This is a genomic window from Streptosporangium sp. NPDC050855, assembly GCF_044456585.1.
Taxonomy (GTDB): Bacteria; Actinomycetota; Actinomycetes; order Streptosporangiales; family Streptosporangiaceae; genus Streptosporangium; species Streptosporangium longisporum.
Genome location: NZ_JBITFY010000025.1, coordinates 46,392 through 66,871, shown reverse-complemented (window position 1 = coordinate 66,871; position 20,480 = coordinate 46,392). Strand labels below are relative to the sequence as shown.

Below are 20,480 nucleotides of genomic sequence, written 5' to 3'. Positions count from 1 at the left end.
CCTCCTGCTCAACCCGGCCCCCACGACTTTCCCCGCTGCCCGGTAACCCCCCAGCCGGGCAGCACGGTCGTGGGGGCCGTTCCACCCTCGGAGCCCCTCATGCGCCTCGCCAGCAACATCGTCTACGACGTCGAGCACCTGCGGCACGTCATCAAAGAGATCTCCCGGCACGACCACTTCTCGTGGGACATCGAGACCATCGGCCCCTACGCGACCACGCCCGTCCGCAACGACGTCGCCTGGATCGCCTTTTCCGCGCCCGGCGTGGACGCCGTCATCCCCATGCGTCACCCGATCGGCAGCAGGATCATCGGGGAGACCAAGGAACCTAGGGCCGACAAAAACGGCAAGGTGCGCTACTTCCGTGTCCCCGTCTGGGACGAGCCGCCCGCCCAGCTCCGGCCGTCGATCGTCTTCGAGGAGACCTTCGACCTCTTCGAGAGCGACCGCGAGAAGATCGCCCAGAACCTCAGCTTCGATGCCATCAGCATCGCCAAGCACCGTGGCGGTGAACTGCCGAAGCCGCCCTTTCACTGCACGCTGGTATCGAGCTGGCTGCTCGACGAGAACCGCCTGAACGGCCTGAAGCCCCGCGTGCGCGAGGAATTCGGCTCCGACTACGACCAGGGCCACACCGGCAAGCACATCGCTAGCACGGCTTTTGACAAGGTCGCCCGATACAACCTGCTCGACACCCGCTTCACACGCTGGCTGCGCAACCGCAATCTGGCCCAGATGGCAGAGCAGCGTCTCTTCCCGGTCTTCCACCTGGAGATGGACGTCCTGGAAGTGCTGCTGGCCATGGGGCAGGAAGGCGCACCGCTCGACGTTCCCGCGCTCCACGATCTGCGCGAGCACCTGGAAACGCTGGTCGAGCAGCAGGAGGCCGACGTCTACCGCGCGGCCGGGAAGGCGTTCAACCTCAACGCCGCGCGCCAGGTCGCCGAGGTGCTCTACTACCCGCAGAATCGGGGCGGCCAGGGCATCAAGCCGCACAAGCTCACCAGCGGCGGCAAGAAGAAGAAGCAGGCCGGAGAGCGCATCACCCAGCTCGACTACACCACCGACGCCGACGAGCTGGCCAAGCACGCGGGAAACCCGGTCGTGGACGCGCTGCTGACCTACAAAGAGACCAACAAGCTGCTGTCCACCTACGTCTACGGCTACCTGGGAGACCCGACGGCCAAGGACCGGCCCTGCCAGATCCACTCCGGCCGGATCCACACCAACTTCAAGCAGTACGGCACGGTCACCGGAAGATTCAGCTCCTCCGAGCCCAACCTTCAGAACATCCCCCGCCCGAACACCGACCTGGGCAAGAGGATCCGGGGCCTGTTCATCGCGCCTCCCGGATACAAGCTCATCATCGCCGACTACAGCCAGATTGAGCTTCGCGTCCTCGCGCATTTCGCCGGACCCGGCGCTCTCTTCGAGGGTTTCCAGGCAGGCATTGACCCGCACACCATCACCGCCGCCGGGATCCTCAAGCTCCCTCACGACCAGGTGACCGGCACTCAGCGCACCGATTATGGGAAGCGAATTAACTTCCTGATCGGATATGGCGGGGGCGAACACCTCCTTGCCGAAGTGGCGAAAATCCCGCTCCGCGAGGCAGAGGGAATCATCGCCCTGCACAAGCAGGGATTCCCGGAGATCTACGCCTACAAGGCCAAGCTTCTCGAAGTGGCGCGCTCACGCCGACCGTGCCACATCCGCACCCTCACCGGCCGAATTCGGCGGGTTCCTGACCTGCTCTCGCCCGCCAAGTGGATTCGGCTCAAGGCAGAGCGGCAGATCATCAACAGCCACATCCAGGGATCAGCGGCAGACATCATCAAAATCGCGATGGTGCGAACGCACGCCGAACTCCCCGAAGAAGCGAAGCTGATTCTCACTGTTCACGATGAATTGGTCACACTAGTTCCAGACCATTTGGTCGAAAAAGCTGTCGAAGCAATCCGCGAAGGAATGCTCGGCGCCGGGATTCAGTCTCTCCTATCCGTCCCCTTGCAATCAGACATCAAAATCGTAGACCGCTGGTCGGAGGCTAAAGAATAATGACTCACTACGTCAACGCCAAGCCCATGTACGGCACCCGTCTCGCGTTTGACCTGCTCCCGTGCGACGAGGCCGTGGCAGGCATGACGAAGCTGGGCCTGACGCCGCCCAGCGCAGACACCGCCGAGATGGAGCACGCCCACTCCCACGCTCGCGCGGACGCCGTCGAGCAGTACGCGCCGCGCATCGAACTCATGGCAGACATCTGCGCAGACCTCGTCCTGGGGAGGGTCCTGAACGAAGAGGACCTGGCGATGCTGGGGCCTGACCAGCTCGAAGCACTCAAGCACTCGTACTCGCAGATCATCGCCCTGTGCTCCTCGGCGATCCTGGGCAACCTGATGGCTGACGAGGCTTCCGGCCTGCGCTCCATGGTCCGGGAGAAGCAGTGAGCGACTTCTGGAAGCGCCGCCTCGCGCAAGCTACGCCGCAGGCCCCAGCTCCTCAGACTGCCCCGGCCGCAGGTCAGGCGTGGTGGCAGCAGGGCATCCCGCAGCGACCGCAGCCCGCCCCGGCTCCCCAGGTCCCGCAGCAGCCTGAGCAGCCGACGGAGTACAAGCCCCACCAGGCGAAATCGGCCCAGGTCACAGACACCATGTGCCCGGCCTGCTACAAGGACACCCTCCTGCCAGTGCCCGGTCAGCCGACCATGCGGCCCCGCTGCACCGCCTGCGGCTACCCCGTGGAGCACTCCACCTCCGGGATGCACGTCCCCACGGATCCGAGCGTGCCTGTTGAGTCCGCCCGGCAGGTGTCCACCGCGAACAACTTCAGCTTCGGAAATGTCTTCGCCCACATTGGCGACGACGGCTCGGTTCGCTAACCCCCCGCAATTTCGTAGAGAAAGCCGCTTTCTGTGACCATTCTTAACGCCGATGGCTCCCTGAAGGATCCATTCCGCAACTACATCGTCCTTTCCCGCTACGCGAGGTGGCTGGAAGAGGAAGGCCGTCGCGAGACGTGGGCGGAAACCGTGGACCGCTACATGACCTTCATGTCCACGCACCTGATGGAGAAGTTCGGTTACGTGGTCCCGAGCGACGACTACCACGAGGTTCGCGAGGCAATTCGGGAGATGGAAGTCCTCCCGAGCATGCGTGCCCTTATGACGGCCGGTCCGGCGCTGAAGCGTGAGAACCTGGCGGCGTACAACTGCGCGTACCTGCCGATCGCGGACATGGAGTCTTTCAGCGAGATCCTCTACATCCTCATGTGCGGTACCGGCGTGGGATTTTCGGTGGAGAACCGGTATGTGAGCAAGCTCCCGCCCGTCGCGAAGAATTTCAACATCTCGCCTGGAACCACCATCATCGTGGACGACAGCAAGGAAGGCTGGGCCATCGCTTTCCGCACTTTCTTGCAGGCCGTCTGGACCAGGGGTGAGGTGCCCCATTGTGACCTGTCGCTCATTCGCCCGGCCGGTTCCCGACTGAAGACGTTCGGTGGCCGCGCCTCTGGCCCCGAGCCGCTGCGCCAGCTCTTCTCCTACACGGCCAACTTGCTCCACACCGCGCGAGGCCGCCGACTCACGAGCCTCGAAGTCCACGATCTGGCCTGCAAGGTGGCGTCCGTCGTCGTCGTGGGCGGCGTGCGCCGGTCGGCGATGATCTCGCTGTCGGACCTGGACGATTCCGAGATGGCCACCGCGAAATCGGGGGAGTGGTGGGTGGCCTCTCCCCATCGCGCCCTGGCCAACAACAGCGCGGTCATCGATGACACCATCACCCGCCCGCAGTTCGACGCCGAGTGGGACAACCTCGTCGCCAGCGGCAGCGGTGAGCGTGGCCTGATCAACCGTGATGCCCTGCGCCGGACCGCCTCGCGCTGGGGCCGCCGGAGCGCTGACATCGAGTACGGGGTCAACCCCTGTAGCGAGATCGTCATGCGCCCCTACGGCCTGTGCAATCTGTCTGAGATCGTCGTCCAGGCCACCGACACCCATAACGACCTGCTGCGCAAGGCCCGACTCGCGGCGATTCTCGGCACCTGGCAGGCCACCTTGACGGACTTCCACTTCGTCCGGCGCGAGTGGATCCTGAACGCGGAAGAAGAGAGGCTGCTGGGCGTCTCCCAGACCGGCATCGTCAACTCCGCGAACTTGGTAGCCGCCGGTCAGGGAGACCCCTGGGCCTGGGACGAGCTGGAGGACCTGCGCGAGGAGGTCCGCTGGGTCAACCTCAATCTGGCTGAGAGCATCGGCATCCCCGCCTCCGCCGCCGCCACCTGCGTCAAGCCCTCCGGCACCGCCTCCTCCGCCGCAGGCGTCTCGGCAGGCATCCACGGCTACCACGCGGAGTACTACCTGCGGACCGTCCGCGCTGATGAGAGGGACCCGCTGGCCGCCATGATGATCGACGCCGGAATTCCGCACGAGCGCGACGTCATGCAGCCGAGCAACTGGGTCTTCACCTTCCCCATGAAGGCCCCGGCCGGTGCGCTGACGCGCGACAAGATGACCGCCATCGAGCACCTGGAGCTGTGGCTGGCGTTCCAGAAGCACTGGTGCGAGCACAAGCCGTCCATCACCGTCAGCGTGCGCGGCGCGACCATCACCGACCCCGGCCCCTTCCCCGAAGACCTCGCGCTGCGGCTCATCGCGAGTGCGCTGTCCGTGGAGGACAAGGTCACGATCATGCAGATGGTCGGCGAGAATCCGGACCTGCTCAAAGACTACGACCCCACGAGCGGCACGCTCATCCTGGACCACCTGCGCTCCCTGATTTCCTTCACCTACGAGTGGGACACGGTCCGCGAATGGGTCTGGACGCACCGCGCCGACCTGTCCGGCGTCGCCTTCCTCCCCTTCAGCGATCACACCTACGCGCAGGCCCCCTACCAGGAGATCACCAAGGAGGAGTACGAAGCCGCCGTCGCGGCCATGCCGGATGTCCGCTGGGCCGACCTGATCTTCTACGAGAACGAGGACGGCACCACCGGAAGCCAGGAGTTCGCCTGCACTGCCGACGGGTGCGATGTGAGGTAATCACAGCCATTTCCCTGAGAATCCCCGTGCTCGCCGTGCGGGGATTTTCCCATTTAACCAGTTACTAGGTTAGTGGAGATGCCCCACTTCGACCTCATAGCGTAGATACGTACACCTCCTGAGGGGAAGTAAATTGGGACTCGATAGTGATGCGCTCGCTCTGATCGCAAAGGTTCGGAAGGCGCATGGGGAGAATTCCATCACCCTGGCTTCCAACATTGCTGCGGGCTCGTACATCACGAGCGGGTCCCTCGCCCTGGACGTAGCGCTCGGCGGCGGCTGGCCCGTCAACAAGTGGACCGAGATCATCGGACAGGAAAGCCACGGTAAGACGACGATTGTCCTCAAGACGATCGCTGCCAACCAGGCTCTCGATCCCGCGTTTACTACGCTCTGGATCGCCGCCGAGCACTACAACAAGGAACGCGCTGAAGAGCTGGGCGTGGACAATGACCGTGTCATTGTAATCCCCACGCAGGCTATGGAATTCGCCTACCAGACCATTCTGGAATTCGCCGCATCGCGCACCGTGGACTGCATCGTCCTGGACTCCTACCCTGCCCTGGTCGCTTCTGAGGAAGCCGAAAAGGACATGGCGGAGGCAGTCATGGCGGTCGGCGCGAGACTGACCGGGAAGTTCTTCCGGAAAGTCGGCGAAGCGATGATCCGCAGCATGGACGGAAACGACCGCGCCATCACCTGCTTCTTCATCAACCAGTGGCGTGATGCGATCGGCCAGTACAGCCCCCGAGGCACGCCGAAAACGAGTCCCGGAGGCAAGGCCAAGAACTACAGTTTTTGGTGCCGGGTCGAGATCACGCGAGACGAGTTCATCGACGAGGCCCGCCCTGGAAAGGGCAAGGTACGCGTCGGCCAGGTCATCAAACTGAAGACCGTGAAGAACAAATCCGCGCCCCCGCAGAGGATCGCGAGCGTGGACTTCTACTTCGGTGACGCCCCTGTTCTGGGTTTCTCCGTCGGGGACTACGACCTCGCCAAGGAATTCCTAGTGTACGCCGTCCTGTACGACGTCATCCGGCGCGGCGGGGCCATCTACACCTACGGCGATCGAAAGTGGAAGGGCAAAGACGAGCTTCTTGCCAGCATCCGCGAAGAGGTCGATCTCCAGGAAGAACTGCGGGCAAAAATCCTCATCGAGGCGGCCAAGCCCGACTCCGAGCGCATGAGAGAGCTGGAATCAGCATGATCTGGGATATCACCGTCGGCTTCTTCGCGGTCGTAGGCGTTTTCTACTTCATCTCCTTCCTGCTCGGCCTGTGGATCCTCTGGAAAAGCGTTCAGTGAGCGAGCTGGAGTGGGCCGACGAATTCGGGGGCCTGGAGGAGTTCATCCGCGTCCTCGGACATGACGTGCTCCTCCGTGTCGAAGACGGCTTCTACCGAGGCAACACCCGTCTCCTGCTCCGCTCCGCGCTGGGCCTGTACGGCGTGGTCAACCTAGCGGGCTGCTCCGGTTGCTACCTCGCCGCCGTCTGCCGAACCCAGGAACAGGCCGACCAACTCCTAGCCGCGATTCGCCGGGACATCGCCTGGAAGCACAACGCCCGCGCGATGCGGGACTACCTCAAAGTCCTTCAGTGGCCGTCCGGCGAGCCGAACAAGACCGAAGACTTCCGCCGCCAGGCGATCGAACTACTCAACCAGATCATGGAGGACCCCTCGTGGAGCGCGCTCTCATCGTTGGACTGGCAGCCGTGACGGCCCCGACCGTGAAAGCGGGCAAGTGATGGATCCTGAGCTGGCCTCCTTGCTGCGCTTCAGCGCTTTCCTCGTCTTCCTTCTGGCCTTCTACTACATGTGCTTTTGGAGGGACCGGACGTGAAGACCGGACTGCTGATCGCCGCCGCCACTGGCGCCCTCCTGGGCCTCGCCTCGTGCGCGACCCCCCAGGCTGCCACCACGGAGCCGAATCAGACGCGCGTCCACACGAGCTGGATGAGCACCACCACCGACGCGGCTGGCACACAGAACTGGGGCGAGCACCAGGTCCAACTGTCGGACGGCTGGTACGTCACCTGCATCACCTACACCGGCTACCGCGAGGGATCGGTGTCATGTGACTACGGCCACCCCCACCCGGAGGTGGCTCGATGAGCGCCCACCGTCAAGACCAGGTGGACAAGGAGAACCGCTTCTTCCTGGCTGCTGTCGGCGGCACCATCGCTCTGCTCGCCATCGTCCTGCTCGTCCTCGTGCTGGTGATGTTCTGATGCTCACCTGTGGAGGCTGTCCTGCGAAGTGGAGCGGGACTTCCCGCGCTCACTGTGCTGGCTGTCACCTGACCTTCTCCAGCGTCAGCACCTTCGACGCACACCAGCGGCAGGCCACCGGCTGCCAGGACCCCGAGAGCATCGGCATGACGGTGCTGTCGGAGTCCGGGAACCAGAAAATCTGGGGATTCGCACGTCCCGCTGAACTCCCGGCGCTCTGGAGCGCGGCATGAGCGAAATCCACAAGGCGTCTCAGTCCCAGGAGAAGAGCACGGCCAAGAAATGGGGCGGCACGCAAAACTCGGGTTCTGGAAACGGCTGGGTGCGAAAGAACGACGTGCGCTCCGCGCGTTTCTCCATCGAGTGCAAGACCACCTCCGCCGCCTCCTATCGGCTCACCGACAAGGAGCTGAGGGAAGCGGAGAAGATCGCTCTCCTGGACGGCCGGACCATGATGTTCCAAATCGAGATGTGCGGCCGAAAGTGGGACGTCATCGCCGACGAGGACTTGCACGAGCTGGTCGGTGAGTAGTGGTTCTGCGGCTCCGAATCCCATCGATCGACTGGGCCGGACGCGGTGCGCGATGCGTGCGGCACGCTCGGCCGAGCGAGAAGGAAGATCCCTGGTTCGACACCTCGCAGTACGACGAGGTTTTGGGGGTCTGCAACGGCAGTGACATCTACGAAGGCCCTTGCCCGGTCCGGGATTACTGCCTTCGATTTGCTTGTGTCAATAACGAAAGCGCGGGCGTGTGGGGCGGAATGCTTCCTCACGACCGGCACAAATTGCGGCAAGAGGCCAAGGCCGACGGGATCCCCCTGAAGGAGGTGGAATGGGAATGGCACCCGCCAACAGAACCGGACGCACCGGAAGAGGAAATTCTGGCAGCGGCAGCGGACGAGGAAGACGACCAGCCATAAAGCTGAGCGGCACTCTCGCCGAGATCAGCAGGCGCAAGGGAACGCACTGGGACGTCCTGGGAGACATCTCAGAGAACGTCGCGGCCGAGCTGCTCAAGCCGACCGACCGGCGTGCCGACGTCATCCACCCCTCCGAGATGGCCAAGGATGATTGGTGCGCCCGCTCCACGTACTACCGGATCGTGGATGCCCGCGCTGGCAAGATGCCTGCCCGGCCAGATTTCAACTTCCAGATGGAGAGCATTTTCGCCACCGGCCACGCTCTGCATGACAAATGGCAGAATTGGCTGAGGCTGAGCGGCGACCTGTATGGCCAGTGGAAGTGCCTGCACTGTGGCCATGTCACCGACCTGCGTCTTGACCCCAAGCAGTGTCCGCGCTGCTGGTCCTTCGCGGTGACGTATGCCGAGGTGCCGATCCGGGCCGAGAAGGAATTCCTGATCGAGGGCCACTCCGACGGCATGCTTCTGGAGAAGGCCCGGCTGATCGAGATCAAGACCATCGGCATGGGAACGCTTCGCATGGACGCGCCCGAGGTGCTCAAGGAGTGGTATTTCGCCAGCGATGAGGCTGGGAAGAAGCTCTACGACCTGGACGGCCTGTGGGCCGACCTTCAGGAGCCGCTGCCGTCGCACGTCCGCCAGCTCCAGATCTACCTCTACATCACGATGCGCCTCATGGGCCTGGGGGTCCGGCGCGGGACCTTTTTGTATGAGTACAAGAGCAACCAGGCCGTCAAGGAATTCGCGATCTCGCTGGACATGGCCGTCGTCGAGCCGCTGCTTGAGAAGGCCACCTCGATCAAGGAAGCCGTCTTTCACACCGGCATGATTCCGGCGCGTGAGTTCGCCCGCGATTCCAAGACCTGCACCGACTGCCCCTACTTCTCCCGCTGTTGGAGCGACGTTGCGCCGGATCAGCCGAACACAGAACCCGCCGGAGCAGACCAGCCAGGCCAACCGGCAGGCACGGCTCGCGCTGGCAAGAGCCGGACTGGAGCTGCCCGAGCAGCCCGACGAGTCCCGGCCGCGACTGCCGAAGGACCTGACGGAGCTGTCGGACGGCGCGCTGATGGAGCTGTTCAGCCTCCTCAACGCATGGGTCGCCTACGCCGGGAGCCAACTGGCATTGGCGGCGATCGATGAGAAGGACGCAGAGGCAGAGCTGGACGTGCGCCGGGCTCGGGTTCTCATCAACGGCAAAGCCGAGAAATCGGTCTCCGCTGCAAAGGCCAAAGCCGATGAAGACCCCGACGTCGTAGAGGCCCGCAATTCCGCAACAGCCGCCTACGCCGTCCGCAAGCTCACAGAGACGATTCATGACTCCCTGGAACGGGACTGTTTCCTCGTTTCCCGCGAACTCACCCGAAGAACCGGCCGAGCAGATCGCGAGGCCAGAAATCACCGCTGGAACAACTAACTGGAGCACAAATTGGAAGTCACACTGATTGCCATCACTCGCCTCGAAGGCGAGGTCGTGGACGACAAGCTCGGATACGGCTGGATCAGTTCTGTTCCTGAGGGCGGCTACCCCAAGGACACCGAAGCGCTGATCGAGTACGCAGGAAGGCTCTGTTACCAGAGCTGGGAGAAGAAGAACCCGGCCACCCAGAAGAACGCCGACTACATCGCCCACATCATCTCCCAGGGCCACCTGTCGGTCCTGGAGCACTCCTCCGCCTCACTGTACGTGGAAGGCGTCTCCCGCTCGCTGCTGGCTGAGCTGACCCGCCACCGCCACCTGAGCTTCTCCGTGATCAGCCAGCGCTACTGCTCGCCCGAGAACGTCCCCGTCATCCCGCCCGCCATCCAGGAAGACCTGGAGCTGACCAGCGCCCTCCTCACCCGCTACCAGGAGATGAAGGGCTGGTATGACTCCCTGGTCTTCGACCTGACCAAGAAAGGGCTGCCGCGCAAGCAGGCGCGCGAAGCCGCCCGCAGCGTCCTGCCGAACATGACGCCCGTCGAGCTGGTCGTCACCGGCAATTTCCGGGCCTGGCGCGAGGTCATCGCCCGCCGTATCGACCCCTCCGCCGACGCCGAAATCCAGCAGTTCGCGCAAATGGCGCTCACCGCTCTGTCCGAGACCAGCCCGTCCGTTTTCGCGGACATGCTCTAAAAGGAGAACTGACAATGTTTTTCAACACCGACGCCCCCACGCACAAGGTCGCCCCTGAGCCCACTGTGGAGATTCAGCTCGTCTTCAAGGACTGGCGTGGCAAGGACATCACCATCGGCAGCAAGGTCCTCTACCCGTCCGAGTACGGCAACGGCCTGCGCATGGTGGAGGGCGAGGTCACCAAGATCGTCACGCGCCAGGGCTACTCCTGGGATGGCGACAACCTCGTCAGCAAGCCCGTCACCAAGGTCACCGTCAAGCCGGAGCGCCGCTCGCAGGGCAACAACTGGCGCTACCAGGCTGCCACCGTGACCATCTCCGTCCTGTCGAACCTCACCGTCGTGGAGTAGCGCGACCAGGGCCGCGCATGCGCCGCGCGTGCGCGGCCCTGTCTTTCACACAGGCGCACCAGTCGAAGATCACAAGGAAAATCACATGTCCCAGCTCCTCCCGATGCCGCCCTTCTACCAGGCGCCGCGCATCGTAGACGACAAGCTGCCCGCGACCATCTACCTCCTGGTCGGCAGCAACCGCGACCGGCCCTACACGACCAAGGCCCACGTCCAGCAGCGCCTCAACTGCATGTCGGACGCCGAGCTGGCCCGAACGAAGGTGTACGCGGCGTGTACCGCGATCTTCTACGGCCTTTCCGGCTGGGTGGACGTCACCGACCGCTTCATCCTTCCGAAGGACGCCGAGCAGGAGGCGAGCGCATGAGGATCTACTACGACCTGGAGTTCTTCGACTCCGGCCGGACCATCGACCTCATCAGCATCGGAATGGTCGCCGACGACGGGCGCGAGCTGTACGCGATCAACGCGGAGCTGCCGTATCACGCGTTGGTCGATCACACGTTCCTGCGAGAGAACGTCGCTCCGCACTTGCCGGTGCGCTTGCCCGAGACCGACGGCTGGGAGTGCTGGGACTTCCAGCACCCGGACATGACCAAGGTCATGTACCGGAACGAGCTGCGCAAGGCCATCTCCGCCTTCGTGGCCGAGACGCCGGACCCGGAGCTGTGGGCCTACTACAGCGCGTATGACCACGTCGGCCTGGCCCAGATTTTCGGCCGGATGCTGGACCTGCCTTCTGGCATCCCCATGCAGACAGACGACCTGATGACGGAGTGGAAGCGGCTCGGCCGTCCGGCGCTCCCGCAGCAGGCAGAAGACGCGCAGACGGCCATCGTCCACCACGCGCTTCACGATGCCCGGTGGAACAAGACCATCGGCGACTTCCTCACTGCCTACGAGGCCGAGCAGAACCGGCCGCTGCGCGAGCTGCTCGAAGAGCTGGCTTCCGGGACCTGGCTGCGGTCCAACGGTGACCAGAGCTGGCACGGCAATGCCGCCAGGCTCATGAATCGTGCCAAGAACCTGCTGGAGGCGGCGTGATCCTGGAAAACGTTCCCTTCGACGAGCAGGGCAACATGCGCCACGACACATCGTGGGGTGTCGCGGAGCGCCGTCCGCTCGCTCCGTTCGAGGGAACCCTTGAGTACGACGGATACACGCGTGGCCGGTCGGCCATGACGATCTACTGGCGCGGCGTGAACGGCCTCCGCTACCCGATGTTCTGGTCCGACTTCGACCGGCTCATCAAGCACCGGAACATCATTTTCGGCAACGTCTATGGGATTTGGCGAGGCGTTAAGCGAAGCGGCTACTACGGAATCCAGTACGTTCCCGAATCGGAGATCTCGCTGTGAGCCTGCGGATTATCGGCCTGAGCGGATACGGCGGCGTGGGCAAGGACACCGTGGCCGACCTCCTGGTCCGCGAGCACGGCTACAAGCGGTTCGCCTTCGCTGACGCACTCAAGGTCATGCTGACGGAGATCAACCCCATCATCGACGCACCTGGATATGAGGAGGCGCGGGGTTACCCGATCGACTGGGCGGCCCGTCGTCTCGGGGATCTCGTAGCCGACCTCGGCTGGGATGACGCCAAGCGCGAATACCCCGAGATTCGCCGCCTGCTCCAGGACACCGGAGAAGCGGTCAAGAAGGTCGCTGGCGAACGGGCCTGGGTGAACATCGTCTTGGACCAGCTCCCTGGACATGGGCGCGTGGTCGTCTCGGACGTGCGCTTCCTCCATGAGGCATGTGCCCTGCGTGACCGGGTCTCCGTGGTGGACGGCCGGTTCAAGGTGGTTCGCATCCACCGGGACGGCGTGGGGCCTGTGAACGATCACGCCAGCGAGTACTTCATGCCGGGAACGGAGAACCATCTGTTCGACCTGTCCAGCACGCCACTGGCGGATATGCCGCTCAAGGTGCGCGAGCTGGCTGCGCTGGTGGAGACCTGGTGACCCTCTACCTCGGGATCGACCAGTCCTTCGGCGGCTTCGGCCTGACCCGGCTCTACCCCGCCTACGCGGACATCAGCGTCGTGAAGTTCACCAGTGTGAAGTACGGCAAGGGCGTGGACCGGTTAATGGATGTGGAGTCCTGGCTGGGCAAGCAGATCGAGTTGCTGCCGGAGTATCCGGTCCATGTGGCAATGGAGGGCTGGTCACGCGGGTCGAAGAATCGGCGGGAGGAGATGGGGGAGCTGGCCTATGCCGTGAAGCGAGTCCTGCGCTGGCACCTTCCGGAGCCTGTCTGCTATCCCACGATCATCGCGCCGAGCAAGGTCAAGCTCTTCGCCACCGGGAACGGCAATGCTTCCAAAGAGGAGATGATCGCCGGAGTCAAGGAAAGGTGGGGAGTCGAGTGCGCTGACGACAACGCGGCCGATTCCTACGCGCTCGCGCGAATGGCTCAGTATCTTTCCGAGCCGCACGGAACCGACACCCGCCTGCATGAGCGCAAGGCCATACGCGATGTAACACGGCACACAGAGCGTATGGCACGATAGAAGAGAGCGGCGAGGTCCGCGCTAAATGCCGAGAGGCCCCCGTTCCGCTGATGCGGGCGGGGGTTTTTCGCGTTACAAACATTGCTCTCCTTTTCCCTAATCTGAATTGGACGGCTCAGATTGGGAAACCCGAAAAGGAGAAAAACATGGTTTCCGAGAATGCAGGTGTTGAGAAGAACGAGGATCGCAGCGTTCTTCTGCGCGTGTCTGCCAGCAGTGACGCAGCGAAGCTGGCCAGCGCCATCGCGCACGCGGTGTACGACGGCAAGCAGGTTTCTCTGCGAGCCATTGGCGCGGGTGCGGTGAACCAGACCTCGAAGGGTATCGCCATCGCTCAGTCGTATGTCGGCTCGCGTGGCATCACCCTTGCCGCGCGCATCGGTTTCACGACCGTGGAAATGGCTGACGGCAAGGTGAGCGCTCTGGTTTACAAGATTCTCGTGGATTGATCGTAGCCTGGAAGCGATCCGCTGCTCGGGCTTCAAATAACCGCTTTGGAGGAAATCGTGGGTGACAAGACCACGACCAAGTTCCCGACTATGGGCACGAGCGCGGCGACGGTGAACAACGTCTCGGGTGCCTCGTCTCCGTACACCACGGAGGTCAGGCGGCACGGCGGTGTCGGCGGCATGATCGAGGCTGCGCTGACCGAGGGCGTTAGGCGTCAGACCCACGAGCGCCACGGCGCCTCCTACGCCCCGCGCGCTCAGATGGTCGTCGGCAACGACCCGGCCGCTGAGGCGAACCTGCGCAACACCCGGCTCGTCCGCAGTGCGATCGGCAACCGCGACTTCTACGCGCGTCGGCAGTACGGGCAGGGCATGTAATGGTGTGGCCACTCGTCGCGTCGATCGCCGCCCGAGCGCTGCCGATGCTGGCCGGTGAGGCTGCTGGCGCTGCCGGTGGCGCAGCCGCGCGCACGGCTGTCAATGGGGCCGCCTCCCGCGTGGGGTCCTTCGCCTCTGGCGCGACACAGAACGGCGTCGGCCGCGCCCTGGGCGGTGTCGTCGGCGCTTCCGAGCAGCCGCCGCAGAGCGGCGATCAGAAGTCGATCTGGGTCTGATGGCTCGCCCGTACGACTCCAATAGCTGGTACGTCCCGCAAGGGGCGGGCCAGTCCGAGGCACTCACGACCGGCGGCGGGGGACAGCTCCCCGTCGGCTGGCGTGACGTGCTGGACGCGCGCCGCTCGGGTGATGACCCGCGTACGCCAGAAGCCCAGTACCCGGACGGCTATCTGGGTACTGTGCCCAGCCGCCGGTCTGACCGGTTGCTGGACCGCGTCAAGCTGAAGATCAACTCCCGGCCTGGGCCGACCGGCCCGCATGCGGGGATCCGGATCGATCCGGGCGACTACGACTGGCCTCGTGATTTCAACATGGCGACATCGCTGGAGCATCAGGCGCAGGGCAAGAAATGGGCTCCGCAGGGAAATCCGGATGAGTACCTCGTGAACAACGGCAAGACCGAGGTCGTCGGCCCGCTGGAGTTGCGCAAGAAGGAAGACAAGTTCGCCCCGAGCCAATACACGGCTGATCGCCTGCGTGCCTTCATGCCGTCGTGGCGAACCTGAATTATAAAAAGTCTGATCCGTCCCCATAATCTATTGCTTGTACGTTTCATCGTCAGCAATGGAAGGGGTCGGACGTGAGTTATCCGCAGCCGCGATCCATGAACGCCAGTCTCGCTAAGGGCGTCCGTGAGGGCGCGGAATACGACTCCACGCCGAACCGTGACGGCGCCGTTTCCGCCCCCACTGCCATCGAATTCCGCGTCTCCCGGCGCACCTCTGGCGTCCGCTAACCGTCTTTCACACCGGCATGCGTTAGGAGCATCTATGCCTGAGCCCGTCCCCGCCCGCCCGCGCCACGGCAACGGCCTCACCGGGCACGACCGCGACCCCGCCACCCACGTCGTGGACGAGCTGGAGCTGCCCGAATTCGTTGAGGAGTACCGGCATTGATCGGCATCAGTTCCCGTGAATTCCTGGCCGTGGCCAAGGAGCAGATCGGCACCTACGAGGACAAGAACGGCACCACCCCCTACGGCAAGTGGTACGGCGACCGCGTCAACGATTCCGCATTCGACGGCGCCGCCTGGTGCGATATGAGCCTCGCCTGGATTGCGCACGAAGCGGGCAAGCGAAAGAACGGCGCAGACGGCGCAGAGGAAGCTCTCAGGCAGACCGGCTGCTTCGCCTACACGCCCTACCACGCCCAGTGGTTCGCCAGGAAGGGTCGTTTCGGCACCCACGCCACCATCGGATCTTTCGCCTTTTTCGACTGGGGCGCGAGCAAGGGCATCAGCGCCATCGACCACATCGGCGTCGTGGCCGGAAAGACCGCTGACGGCCTGCTCGTCACCTACGAGGGCAACGTCCAAAACGGCTTCCGGAAGATGTACCGCTCCTACCGCAACATCGTCGGCTTCGGCTACCCGACCTATGCAGAGCCCGGCCAGATCGAGCCGGAGCCCGCAAAGGCCGACCGGCCGAGCGTCAAGACCGCCCCGAGGTTCCCGCTCCCCGCTGGCCATTACTTCGGCATCAGCATCACCACGCCCGGCTCCCACTCCGGCACCACACCCGTGGACAAGAAGAGCATCAAGCTCTTCCAGGCCCGCCTCAAGGAACGCGGCTGGAATATCGCCGTGGACGGCGTTTTCGGGCCGAAGACCAAGGCCATCGTCATGGACTTCCAAGACGAGAAGAACATCAAGGCAGACGGCCTCGTCGGCGCCGTTACCTGGCCTCTTTTCTGGACCTCCCCCATCACCTGAGAAGGAACACCCGAACCACTATGCGACTCCTGCTTTGCGGCACCTGCGGCTCCATGGAAGAGCTGCCGGATTATGAAGGCCCCGTTGAAGGCGACCACCTCCTTGATGTCCTGGTCTCCCGCCACCGTTTCCCGTCCGGCGCCGAGCACGCTGGCGGCCTTCTGGTCCGGGACATCAAGGAGGAGCACTGGCGCGACAACAACATCCGCCGCCAGATCATCGAGCAGATCAATGCACGGTCCGCCGAGGGTCTCGGCAATCACTTCTACGACTCGAAGAACACTTTCCAGCTCGACGCGGCCAAGTGCTGGAAGCAGCACAACCGTACGCATAACTGCGGTGACTACATGAGCGACCGCAAGCGTCTCCTGCCCGACACCAAGGCCGAGCGCAAGGAAGCCGGGCTCAATCACAGGAACCGGCCCAACACCTTCCTGTGCAATTTCTGCCCGTACCACCAGATCGTGGAACAGCGCAAGACCGCAGCCAAGGGCGCATACGACTACACCGAATAGGAGAACGACATGTGGTTCATCCGGAGATCAAAGCACGAGCGCATTGTTGACAATCTGACCTACGACCTGCTGTACGCGCAGGCGGCCCGCGACAACGCCTACCGGGAGCTGGACGACCTCAAGGCGGCCCACGGCCAGAACACCACCGTGGGGAGCCCTGCCTGATGAACGGCTCCGGAGCCGCCTCCCTGCACCTGCCGCCCTCCGCTCAGTCGGCCGCCGCGCCGGAAGAGCTTCAGGTCGTGTGGGGCTTCGTCACTCTGATGACCCCACATGGCATGATCCTCACCACCGACGACCCTTCCATGCTGGCCGACAAGATCAAGGTCGTACGGCAGCCGACGCAGGATGAGATCTCAGGGGCCTGCGCAGTCACCCGCGAGGACATCCAGGCGCAGAAGACGGCCGCCCAGGTGCACCACGGCATGATGGCCGCCGCCCGAGCATCCCAGGACCAGGCACTCACCCAGCAGATCATGAACGACATCGGGATGCCGGGCCGATGAACAACCCGACCTACTTGGTTTTCGCGCGAGAGCGGCGCATAGCTGACTTCGTGATCCGTGACCTCCAGCACCCGGCCGTGCGCGCTGTCTACGTCAGTGGTCCGGAAAATCTGCGCGGGATCCACGGACGCGGTATTCGTATCGTCCTCGCCTACGGATTCGCGGAACATAGAGACTGGCCAGAGATGCGATACCGAATCAAGATGATGGCCAACGAAGGAGCCGTCATCCTGCGACATGTAGAGGAACGAGACCTCTAAGCAGAAAGCGCCGGTCGCCCGGCGCTTTCTGCGCTAACGAGCTAAAAGGCCAAAAAGGTAATCTGGGTATGTGGCCATCCAGAACAAGTTCCTTCGTCAAGCAGCCGGAATCGAAATCACCCAAGGGGAATCCGGCTACTTCTCGACGCCACGCAACGACCTCGATCCAAACCTTTTCCAGGGCGACAGAATCCGGCCCGAGGTAAGGACGCACGTCCTCAACACCCTGTACGGCTTTCTGACTCAGCACTTCCACCGGCCGCAGTCATGGAGCAAGGTCTGGATAGCCGGATCCGGCGTCTCCTATCAGTGGGCCGCCTCACGCGGAAATGGTGACCTCGACTGCCTTTTCGGCGTGGACTGGATTACCTTCCGCAAGCACAACCCGAACTTCGATGGGCTCGGAAACAGCGAAGCCGCCACCTACATCAACACACTGCTCCGCGACCATCTGTGGCCGCGCACCGCTCACACGCGTTTCGGGCAGAAGGCATACGAGTTGACGTTCTACGTCAACGTCAACACTGGGCTCGACATCAGGTCCATCCGGCCCTACGCCGCGTACTGCCTGACTGACGACACCTGGAGCGTCCGGCCGCCGAAGCTCCCGAGCGACCCGGCCTCTCTGTTCCCGGCCGACTGGCACAGCGCCATCGTGGCCGAAGCCCGGCAGGCTGCCCAGGTCGTCAAGCGCTTCCACCAGGCCGCCGTGGACGCCCAGCAGGCCGCCCCGAATTCGGGGGCCTGGACGAACTCCCAGACCGTCATGCACCTCGCAGAGGCCCAAGCCGCCGCCCTGTACGAGGACATCCACACCGGCCGCAGATCCGCCTTCACCGAGCACGGAGCGGGCTACTCCGACTGGGCCAACTTCCGCTGGCAGAGCCACAAGCGCAACGGCGTCGTCAACGCGCTACGCGCCATCTCCCAGCTCCGCGACCGGCCCAGCCACTCGATCGAGGACATCCACAACGAGCTGCTCCGCGCCCAGCTCAGCACCGTCCCAGGAGTACGCCTGTGATCGCCTGCGCCATGACCATATGGGGCATTCTCCGCGACCCCATCAGCCGTCAGCCCAGCGACCACGGCCGGACGCTGTATGCCGCCATGAAGGAGGGCTACCGCGTGCACCTGCTGGCCGACGACCCGGCCGACATCGAGTGGCTGCGCCTGGAACACATCACCGGCCACGTCTCCATCAGCACACCGCGCCCCGGCCACCCGATGCACACCGAGCGGCTCTACCAGGTTGCCCAGCTCCGCGCCGCCGGACCGCTCGACCTCGTCATTGACCCCGATCCCACGATCTGCGCCGCCCTGTTCGACGCAGGCCAGCCCACCCTGCTCTACAGCCACCCCCGCTATGCCCACCTGCGGCACCGTCCCGGACTCAAAGCCTGGGCCGACCTGGAAACCACCGTGAACCGCACGCGCCAGCTCGAAGCGAACGCCGCCTAGGAGAGCCGAAAGTGTCCACATCCCCCTTCAACTACTCCACGGTCTCTTCGCCGGGCACCAACGCCGCCAAGAGCCCCAACAAGTTCGGCTTCCAGACGTTCAAGGAAAGACGGGAGAAGAAGTACCGCGAGTCCGTCCGCCGCACCCGCCAGCAGGACTTCTACGACAGGCGCGACTACTCGGTGGGAAAGGACATCGAGAAGGAACAGCACATCCAGCGCATCCGCTGGGATGCCGCACGAGCCAGCGATGCCGCCAAGTCGCAGTACCGCTCGCAGGAGCGTTGGAACGCCTTCCGCGATGACGAGGCACAGGCCGACATCTCCACGGTCACCCAGTCCCGCCGCGACAACTTCGCCCATGGCCACAAACTGCGCCGCCAGGACCAGACCAACGCTCAGCGCGTCTCCCACCAGGACGCGATGCACCAGAGCAACCAGAGCCACGCGGCGGCCATGGGTGACATCAACGCCGACGCGGCCCAGAAACTCGGTAACGCGAAGGCCCAGACGGCTTTCAACGTCAGCTACTCCACCACCTACGGCAGAGGCAAGGGCTCGGCCGACGGCGCACAGCTCCAGGGTCAGGTCAAGGCCGACAACGTCCGCCTGCACGCGAATGCCGACGCCGACGCCAGCCGCATCCGTGCCACCGGTATCTCCGACGCAGACCAGATCAAGGCGCGCGGGAAGGCGTCCGCAGCCCATGTCGGACTCACCACCGCCGACTACGACGCCCAGGCGACACGCACGCGAGCAGTAGGACATGCCGAGGCAGAGCAGATCAGGGCGCGGGGCAAGGCCGCCGCTGCGCACACGGGAATCACCACCGCTGGCCACGAAGCGTCCGCCGCACGCGTTCGCGCTCAAGGCGGCGTAGACGCCGCCATGATCAAGGCCCGTGGCGGTCTGAACGTGGCTGGCCATGCGGCCGAAGCCTCGCGCGTCCGCGCCCAGGGCAGCGCAGATGCCGCCCGCACGGTCGGTCAGGGCCGAGCCGACGCCGCGCGGAAGATTGCACACGGCCAGCTCGACGCCGCCTCCAACGCCCCCGCCATCGCGACCCACGCGGCCGAGGCAGCCCGAATTCGGGCCGAGGGTGACGCCAGCGCTGCCAACATTCGCGCCACCGGCCACGTCAACGCACATCAGATCCGCGCTACCGCTCCCAGCGCTCCAGCTCCCAAGCGCCAGGCAGGACAGCGCTCGCGCCTGGGGGATCCCGTCCAGAGCACGCCCAGGCCCACCGTTCCCAGGAACGCGACGCCGAACGCCGTGCCCACCACACCGAAGCGCACCGACCCGATCAGCGCGCCCGCGACACCGGCTGCGGTCAACGCCCAGCAGATCCCGGCCCCCAAGCCGAAGCGAACCCGGACCCCGAAGGCTCCCGCCAGCAATGGCCAGCAGTCCCTTGACCTGACACCCGCCTCGCCCGCGCCGTCAGCCCCGAAGACGCCCACCACTCCCACCAAGAATCCGGCTCCTACAGGAGGAACTCCCGTGTCCCAGCTCCACCACAGCAACCCCATGCAGGCTCGCCAGCTCCCCAACCTGCCCCGGGCCACCGGCAAGGTGAACCCGGCCATGAAGGTCGGGGAGAAGATCGAGGTAGGGGGACACGAGCCCATCGGCGCAGGTGAGCACGTCCACGGCTCTTTCTCCTGGGACAAGCGCAGTCTCAGCGACCGTCAGACGCAGATGCGTCCCGGCCAGCGCGTGGAGACCCGCGCGGAAAGCTCCAGTCGGCTGCGCACCCGCAGAGCCGCCAAGCCCGCCACGGATTGATCAGGCACA

28 protein-coding genes are annotated in these 20,480 nt (G+C 64.2%); all 28 read left to right on the top strand.

What is annotated here, in order from left to right:
- The first annotated feature begins 99 nt into the window (after positions 1-99).
- Complete coding sequence (locus ACIBCT_RS35575) at positions 100-2,058, top strand: DNA polymerase (protein WP_399196314.1); 1,959 nt, start codon at positions 100-102, stop codon at positions 2,056-2,058.
- Positions 2,058-2,450: a hypothetical protein gene (locus ACIBCT_RS35570; protein WP_399196312.1), complete on the top strand. Its 393-nt coding sequence runs from the start codon at positions 2,058-2,060 to the stop codon at positions 2,448-2,450. The genes ACIBCT_RS35575 and ACIBCT_RS35570 overlap by 1 nt, the downstream gene beginning before the upstream one ends.
- 464 nt (positions 2,451-2,914) lie before the next feature.
- Positions 2,915-5,041: a hypothetical protein gene (locus ACIBCT_RS35565; RefSeq protein ID WP_399196310.1), complete on the top strand. Its 2,127-nt coding sequence runs from the start codon at positions 2,915-2,917 to the stop codon at positions 5,039-5,041.
- Between the two features lie 133 nt (positions 5,042-5,174).
- Positions 5,175-6,248: a hypothetical protein gene (locus ACIBCT_RS35560; RefSeq protein ID WP_399196308.1), complete on the top strand. Its 1,074-nt coding sequence runs from the start codon at positions 5,175-5,177 to the stop codon at positions 6,246-6,248.
- Positions 6,249-6,342: 94 nt separating this feature from the next.
- Entirely contained in the window at positions 6,343-6,759 is a 417-nt protein-coding gene (locus ACIBCT_RS35555; protein ID WP_399196307.1) for a hypothetical protein, read from the top strand.
- 120 nt (positions 6,760-6,879) lie between these two features.
- A complete protein-coding gene (locus ACIBCT_RS35550; protein ID WP_399196305.1) occupies positions 6,880-7,155 on the top strand; it encodes a hypothetical protein in 276 nt (91 codons plus the stop codon).
- 345 nt (positions 7,156-7,500) lie between these two features.
- Positions 7,501-7,803 carry a hypothetical protein gene (locus ACIBCT_RS35545; RefSeq protein ID WP_399196303.1) on the top strand — a complete coding sequence of 101 codons (303 nt, stop codon included), beginning with the start codon at positions 7,501-7,503 and terminating at the stop codon, positions 7,801-7,803.
- The gene (locus tag ACIBCT_RS35540; protein WP_399196301.1) at positions 7,803-8,192 is read left to right on the top strand and encodes a WhiB family transcriptional regulator; all 390 of its coding nucleotides are present in this window, start codon (positions 7,803-7,805) and stop codon (positions 8,190-8,192) included. The genes ACIBCT_RS35545 and ACIBCT_RS35540 overlap by 1 nt, the downstream gene beginning before the upstream one ends.
- Positions 8,111-9,337: a hypothetical protein gene (locus ACIBCT_RS35535; RefSeq protein ID WP_399196298.1), complete on the top strand. Its 1,227-nt coding sequence runs from the start codon at positions 8,111-8,113 to the stop codon at positions 9,335-9,337. Before ACIBCT_RS35540 ends, ACIBCT_RS35535 begins: the two co-directional genes overlap by 82 nt.
- Positions 9,264-9,611, top strand: coding sequence for a hypothetical protein (locus ACIBCT_RS35530; RefSeq protein ID WP_399196296.1), 348 nt, complete (start codon positions 9,264-9,266; stop codon positions 9,609-9,611). Before ACIBCT_RS35535 ends, ACIBCT_RS35530 begins: the two co-directional genes overlap by 74 nt.
- A gap of 12 nt (positions 9,612-9,623) precedes the next feature.
- Positions 9,624-10,310 (top strand): FAD-dependent thymidylate synthase, encoded by a 687-nt coding sequence (gene thyX / locus ACIBCT_RS35525; protein WP_399196294.1) that lies wholly within the window; start codon positions 9,624-9,626, stop codon positions 10,308-10,310.
- A gap of 14 nt (positions 10,311-10,324) precedes the next feature.
- Positions 10,325-10,660 carry a hypothetical protein gene (locus ACIBCT_RS35520; RefSeq protein ID WP_399196292.1) on the top strand — a complete coding sequence of 112 codons (336 nt, stop codon included), beginning with the start codon at positions 10,325-10,327 and terminating at the stop codon, positions 10,658-10,660.
- A gap of 85 nt (positions 10,661-10,745) precedes the next feature.
- On the top strand, positions 10,746-11,027 hold the full coding sequence (locus tag ACIBCT_RS35515; RefSeq protein ID WP_399196290.1) for a hypothetical protein: 282 nt from the start codon (positions 10,746-10,748) through the stop codon (positions 11,025-11,027).
- On the top strand, positions 11,024-11,704 hold the full coding sequence (locus ACIBCT_RS35510) for a 3'-5' exoribonuclease domain-containing protein (protein WP_399196288.1): 681 nt from the start codon (positions 11,024-11,026) through the stop codon (positions 11,702-11,704). The genes ACIBCT_RS35515 and ACIBCT_RS35510 overlap by 4 nt, the downstream gene beginning before the upstream one ends.
- Positions 11,701-12,018: a hypothetical protein gene (locus ACIBCT_RS35505; RefSeq protein ID WP_399196286.1), complete on the top strand. Its 318-nt coding sequence runs from the start codon at positions 11,701-11,703 to the stop codon at positions 12,016-12,018. The genes ACIBCT_RS35510 and ACIBCT_RS35505 overlap by 4 nt, the downstream gene beginning before the upstream one ends.
- On the top strand, positions 12,015-12,620 hold the full coding sequence (locus ACIBCT_RS35500) for a hypothetical protein (RefSeq protein WP_399196284.1): 606 nt from the start codon (positions 12,015-12,017) through the stop codon (positions 12,618-12,620). The genes ACIBCT_RS35505 and ACIBCT_RS35500 overlap by 4 nt, the downstream gene beginning before the upstream one ends.
- Positions 12,617-13,168, top strand: a complete 552-nt coding sequence (locus ACIBCT_RS35495; protein WP_399196282.1) for a hypothetical protein — start codon at positions 12,617-12,619, stop codon at positions 13,166-13,168. The genes ACIBCT_RS35500 and ACIBCT_RS35495 overlap by 4 nt, the downstream gene beginning before the upstream one ends.
- A 146-nt stretch (positions 13,169-13,314) precedes the next feature.
- Entirely contained in the window at positions 13,315-13,617 is a 303-nt protein-coding gene (locus ACIBCT_RS35490; RefSeq protein ID WP_399196280.1) for a stage V sporulation protein S, read from the top strand.
- 57 nt (positions 13,618-13,674) lie between these two features.
- A complete protein-coding gene (locus tag ACIBCT_RS35485; RefSeq protein ID WP_399196278.1) occupies positions 13,675-13,995 on the top strand; it encodes a hypothetical protein in 321 nt (106 codons plus the stop codon).
- Positions 13,996-14,230: 235 nt separating this feature from the next.
- Entirely contained in the window at positions 14,231-14,740 is a 510-nt protein-coding gene (locus ACIBCT_RS35480; RefSeq protein ID WP_399196276.1) for a hypothetical protein, read from the top strand.
- 264 nt (positions 14,741-15,004) lie between these two features.
- Positions 15,005-15,130, top strand: coding sequence for a hypothetical protein (locus tag ACIBCT_RS35475; RefSeq protein WP_399196274.1), 126 nt, complete (start codon positions 15,005-15,007; stop codon positions 15,128-15,130).
- On the top strand, positions 15,127-15,945 hold the full coding sequence (locus tag ACIBCT_RS35470; protein WP_399196272.1) for a peptidoglycan-binding protein: 819 nt from the start codon (positions 15,127-15,129) through the stop codon (positions 15,943-15,945). Before ACIBCT_RS35475 ends, ACIBCT_RS35470 begins: the two co-directional genes overlap by 4 nt.
- Positions 15,946-15,965: 20 nt before the next feature.
- Positions 15,966-16,460, top strand: coding sequence for a hypothetical protein (locus ACIBCT_RS35465; RefSeq protein ID WP_399196270.1), 495 nt, complete (start codon positions 15,966-15,968; stop codon positions 16,458-16,460).
- Between the two features lie 9 nt (positions 16,461-16,469).
- The gene (locus tag ACIBCT_RS35460; RefSeq protein ID WP_399196268.1) at positions 16,470-16,625 is read left to right on the top strand and encodes a hypothetical protein; all 156 of its coding nucleotides are present in this window, start codon (positions 16,470-16,472) and stop codon (positions 16,623-16,625) included.
- Entirely contained in the window at positions 16,625-16,966 is a 342-nt protein-coding gene (locus tag ACIBCT_RS35455; protein ID WP_399196266.1) for a hypothetical protein, read from the top strand. The genes ACIBCT_RS35460 and ACIBCT_RS35455 overlap by 1 nt, the downstream gene beginning before the upstream one ends.
- A gap of 615 nt (positions 16,967-17,581) precedes the next feature.
- Positions 17,582-18,247: a hypothetical protein gene (locus ACIBCT_RS35450; RefSeq protein WP_399196264.1), complete on the top strand. Its 666-nt coding sequence runs from the start codon at positions 17,582-17,584 to the stop codon at positions 18,245-18,247.
- On the top strand, positions 18,244-18,684 hold the full coding sequence (locus ACIBCT_RS35445) for a hypothetical protein (protein WP_399196262.1): 441 nt from the start codon (positions 18,244-18,246) through the stop codon (positions 18,682-18,684). Before ACIBCT_RS35450 ends, ACIBCT_RS35445 begins: the two co-directional genes overlap by 4 nt.
- Positions 18,685-18,695: 11 nt before the next feature.
- On the top strand, positions 18,696-20,471 hold the full coding sequence (locus ACIBCT_RS35440) for a hypothetical protein (RefSeq protein ID WP_399196260.1): 1,776 nt from the start codon (positions 18,696-18,698) through the stop codon (positions 20,469-20,471).
- Positions 20,472-20,480: the final 9 nt, after the last annotated feature.

What these genes read in the sequence shown, in the direction of transcription:
- ACIBCT_RS35475 (WP_399196274.1), top strand. Translation starts at nt 15,005, where the DNA reads ATGCCTGAGCCCGTCCCCGCCCGCCCGCGCCACGGCAACGGCCTCACC.
- ACIBCT_RS35455 (WP_399196266.1), top strand. Translation starts at nt 16,625, where the DNA reads ATGAACGGCTCCGGAGCCGCCTCCCTGCACCTGCCGCCCTCCGCTCAG.
- ACIBCT_RS35510 (WP_399196288.1), top strand. Translation starts at nt 11,024, where the DNA reads ATGAGGATCTACTACGACCTGGAGTTCTTCGACTCCGGCCGGACCATC.
- ACIBCT_RS35535 (WP_399196298.1), top strand. Translation starts at nt 8,111, where the DNA reads ATGGCACCCGCCAACAGAACCGGACGCACCGGAAGAGGAAATTCTGGC.
- ACIBCT_RS35520 (WP_399196292.1), top strand. Translation starts at nt 10,325, where the DNA reads ATGTTTTTCAACACCGACGCCCCCACGCACAAGGTCGCCCCTGAGCCC.
- ACIBCT_RS35465 (WP_399196270.1), top strand. Translation starts at nt 15,966, where the DNA reads ATGCGACTCCTGCTTTGCGGCACCTGCGGCTCCATGGAAGAGCTGCCG.
- ACIBCT_RS35515 (WP_399196290.1), top strand. Translation starts at nt 10,746, where the DNA reads ATGTCCCAGCTCCTCCCGATGCCGCCCTTCTACCAGGCGCCGCGCATC.
- ACIBCT_RS35530 (WP_399196296.1), top strand. Translation starts at nt 9,264, where the DNA reads ATGGAGCTGTTCAGCCTCCTCAACGCATGGGTCGCCTACGCCGGGAGC.
- ACIBCT_RS35570 (WP_399196312.1), top strand. Translation starts at nt 2,058, where the DNA reads ATGACTCACTACGTCAACGCCAAGCCCATGTACGGCACCCGTCTCGCG.
- ACIBCT_RS35460 (WP_399196268.1), top strand. Translation starts at nt 16,470, where the DNA reads ATGTGGTTCATCCGGAGATCAAAGCACGAGCGCATTGTTGACAATCTG.
- ACIBCT_RS35575 (WP_399196314.1), top strand. Translation starts at nt 100, where the DNA reads ATGCGCCTCGCCAGCAACATCGTCTACGACGTCGAGCACCTGCGGCAC.
- ACIBCT_RS35490 (WP_399196280.1), top strand. Translation starts at nt 13,315, where the DNA reads ATGGTTTCCGAGAATGCAGGTGTTGAGAAGAACGAGGATCGCAGCGTT.
- ACIBCT_RS35545 (WP_399196303.1), top strand. Translation starts at nt 7,501, where the DNA reads ATGAGCGAAATCCACAAGGCGTCTCAGTCCCAGGAGAAGAGCACGGCC.
- ACIBCT_RS35480 (WP_399196276.1), top strand. Translation starts at nt 14,231, where the DNA reads ATGGCTCGCCCGTACGACTCCAATAGCTGGTACGTCCCGCAAGGGGCG.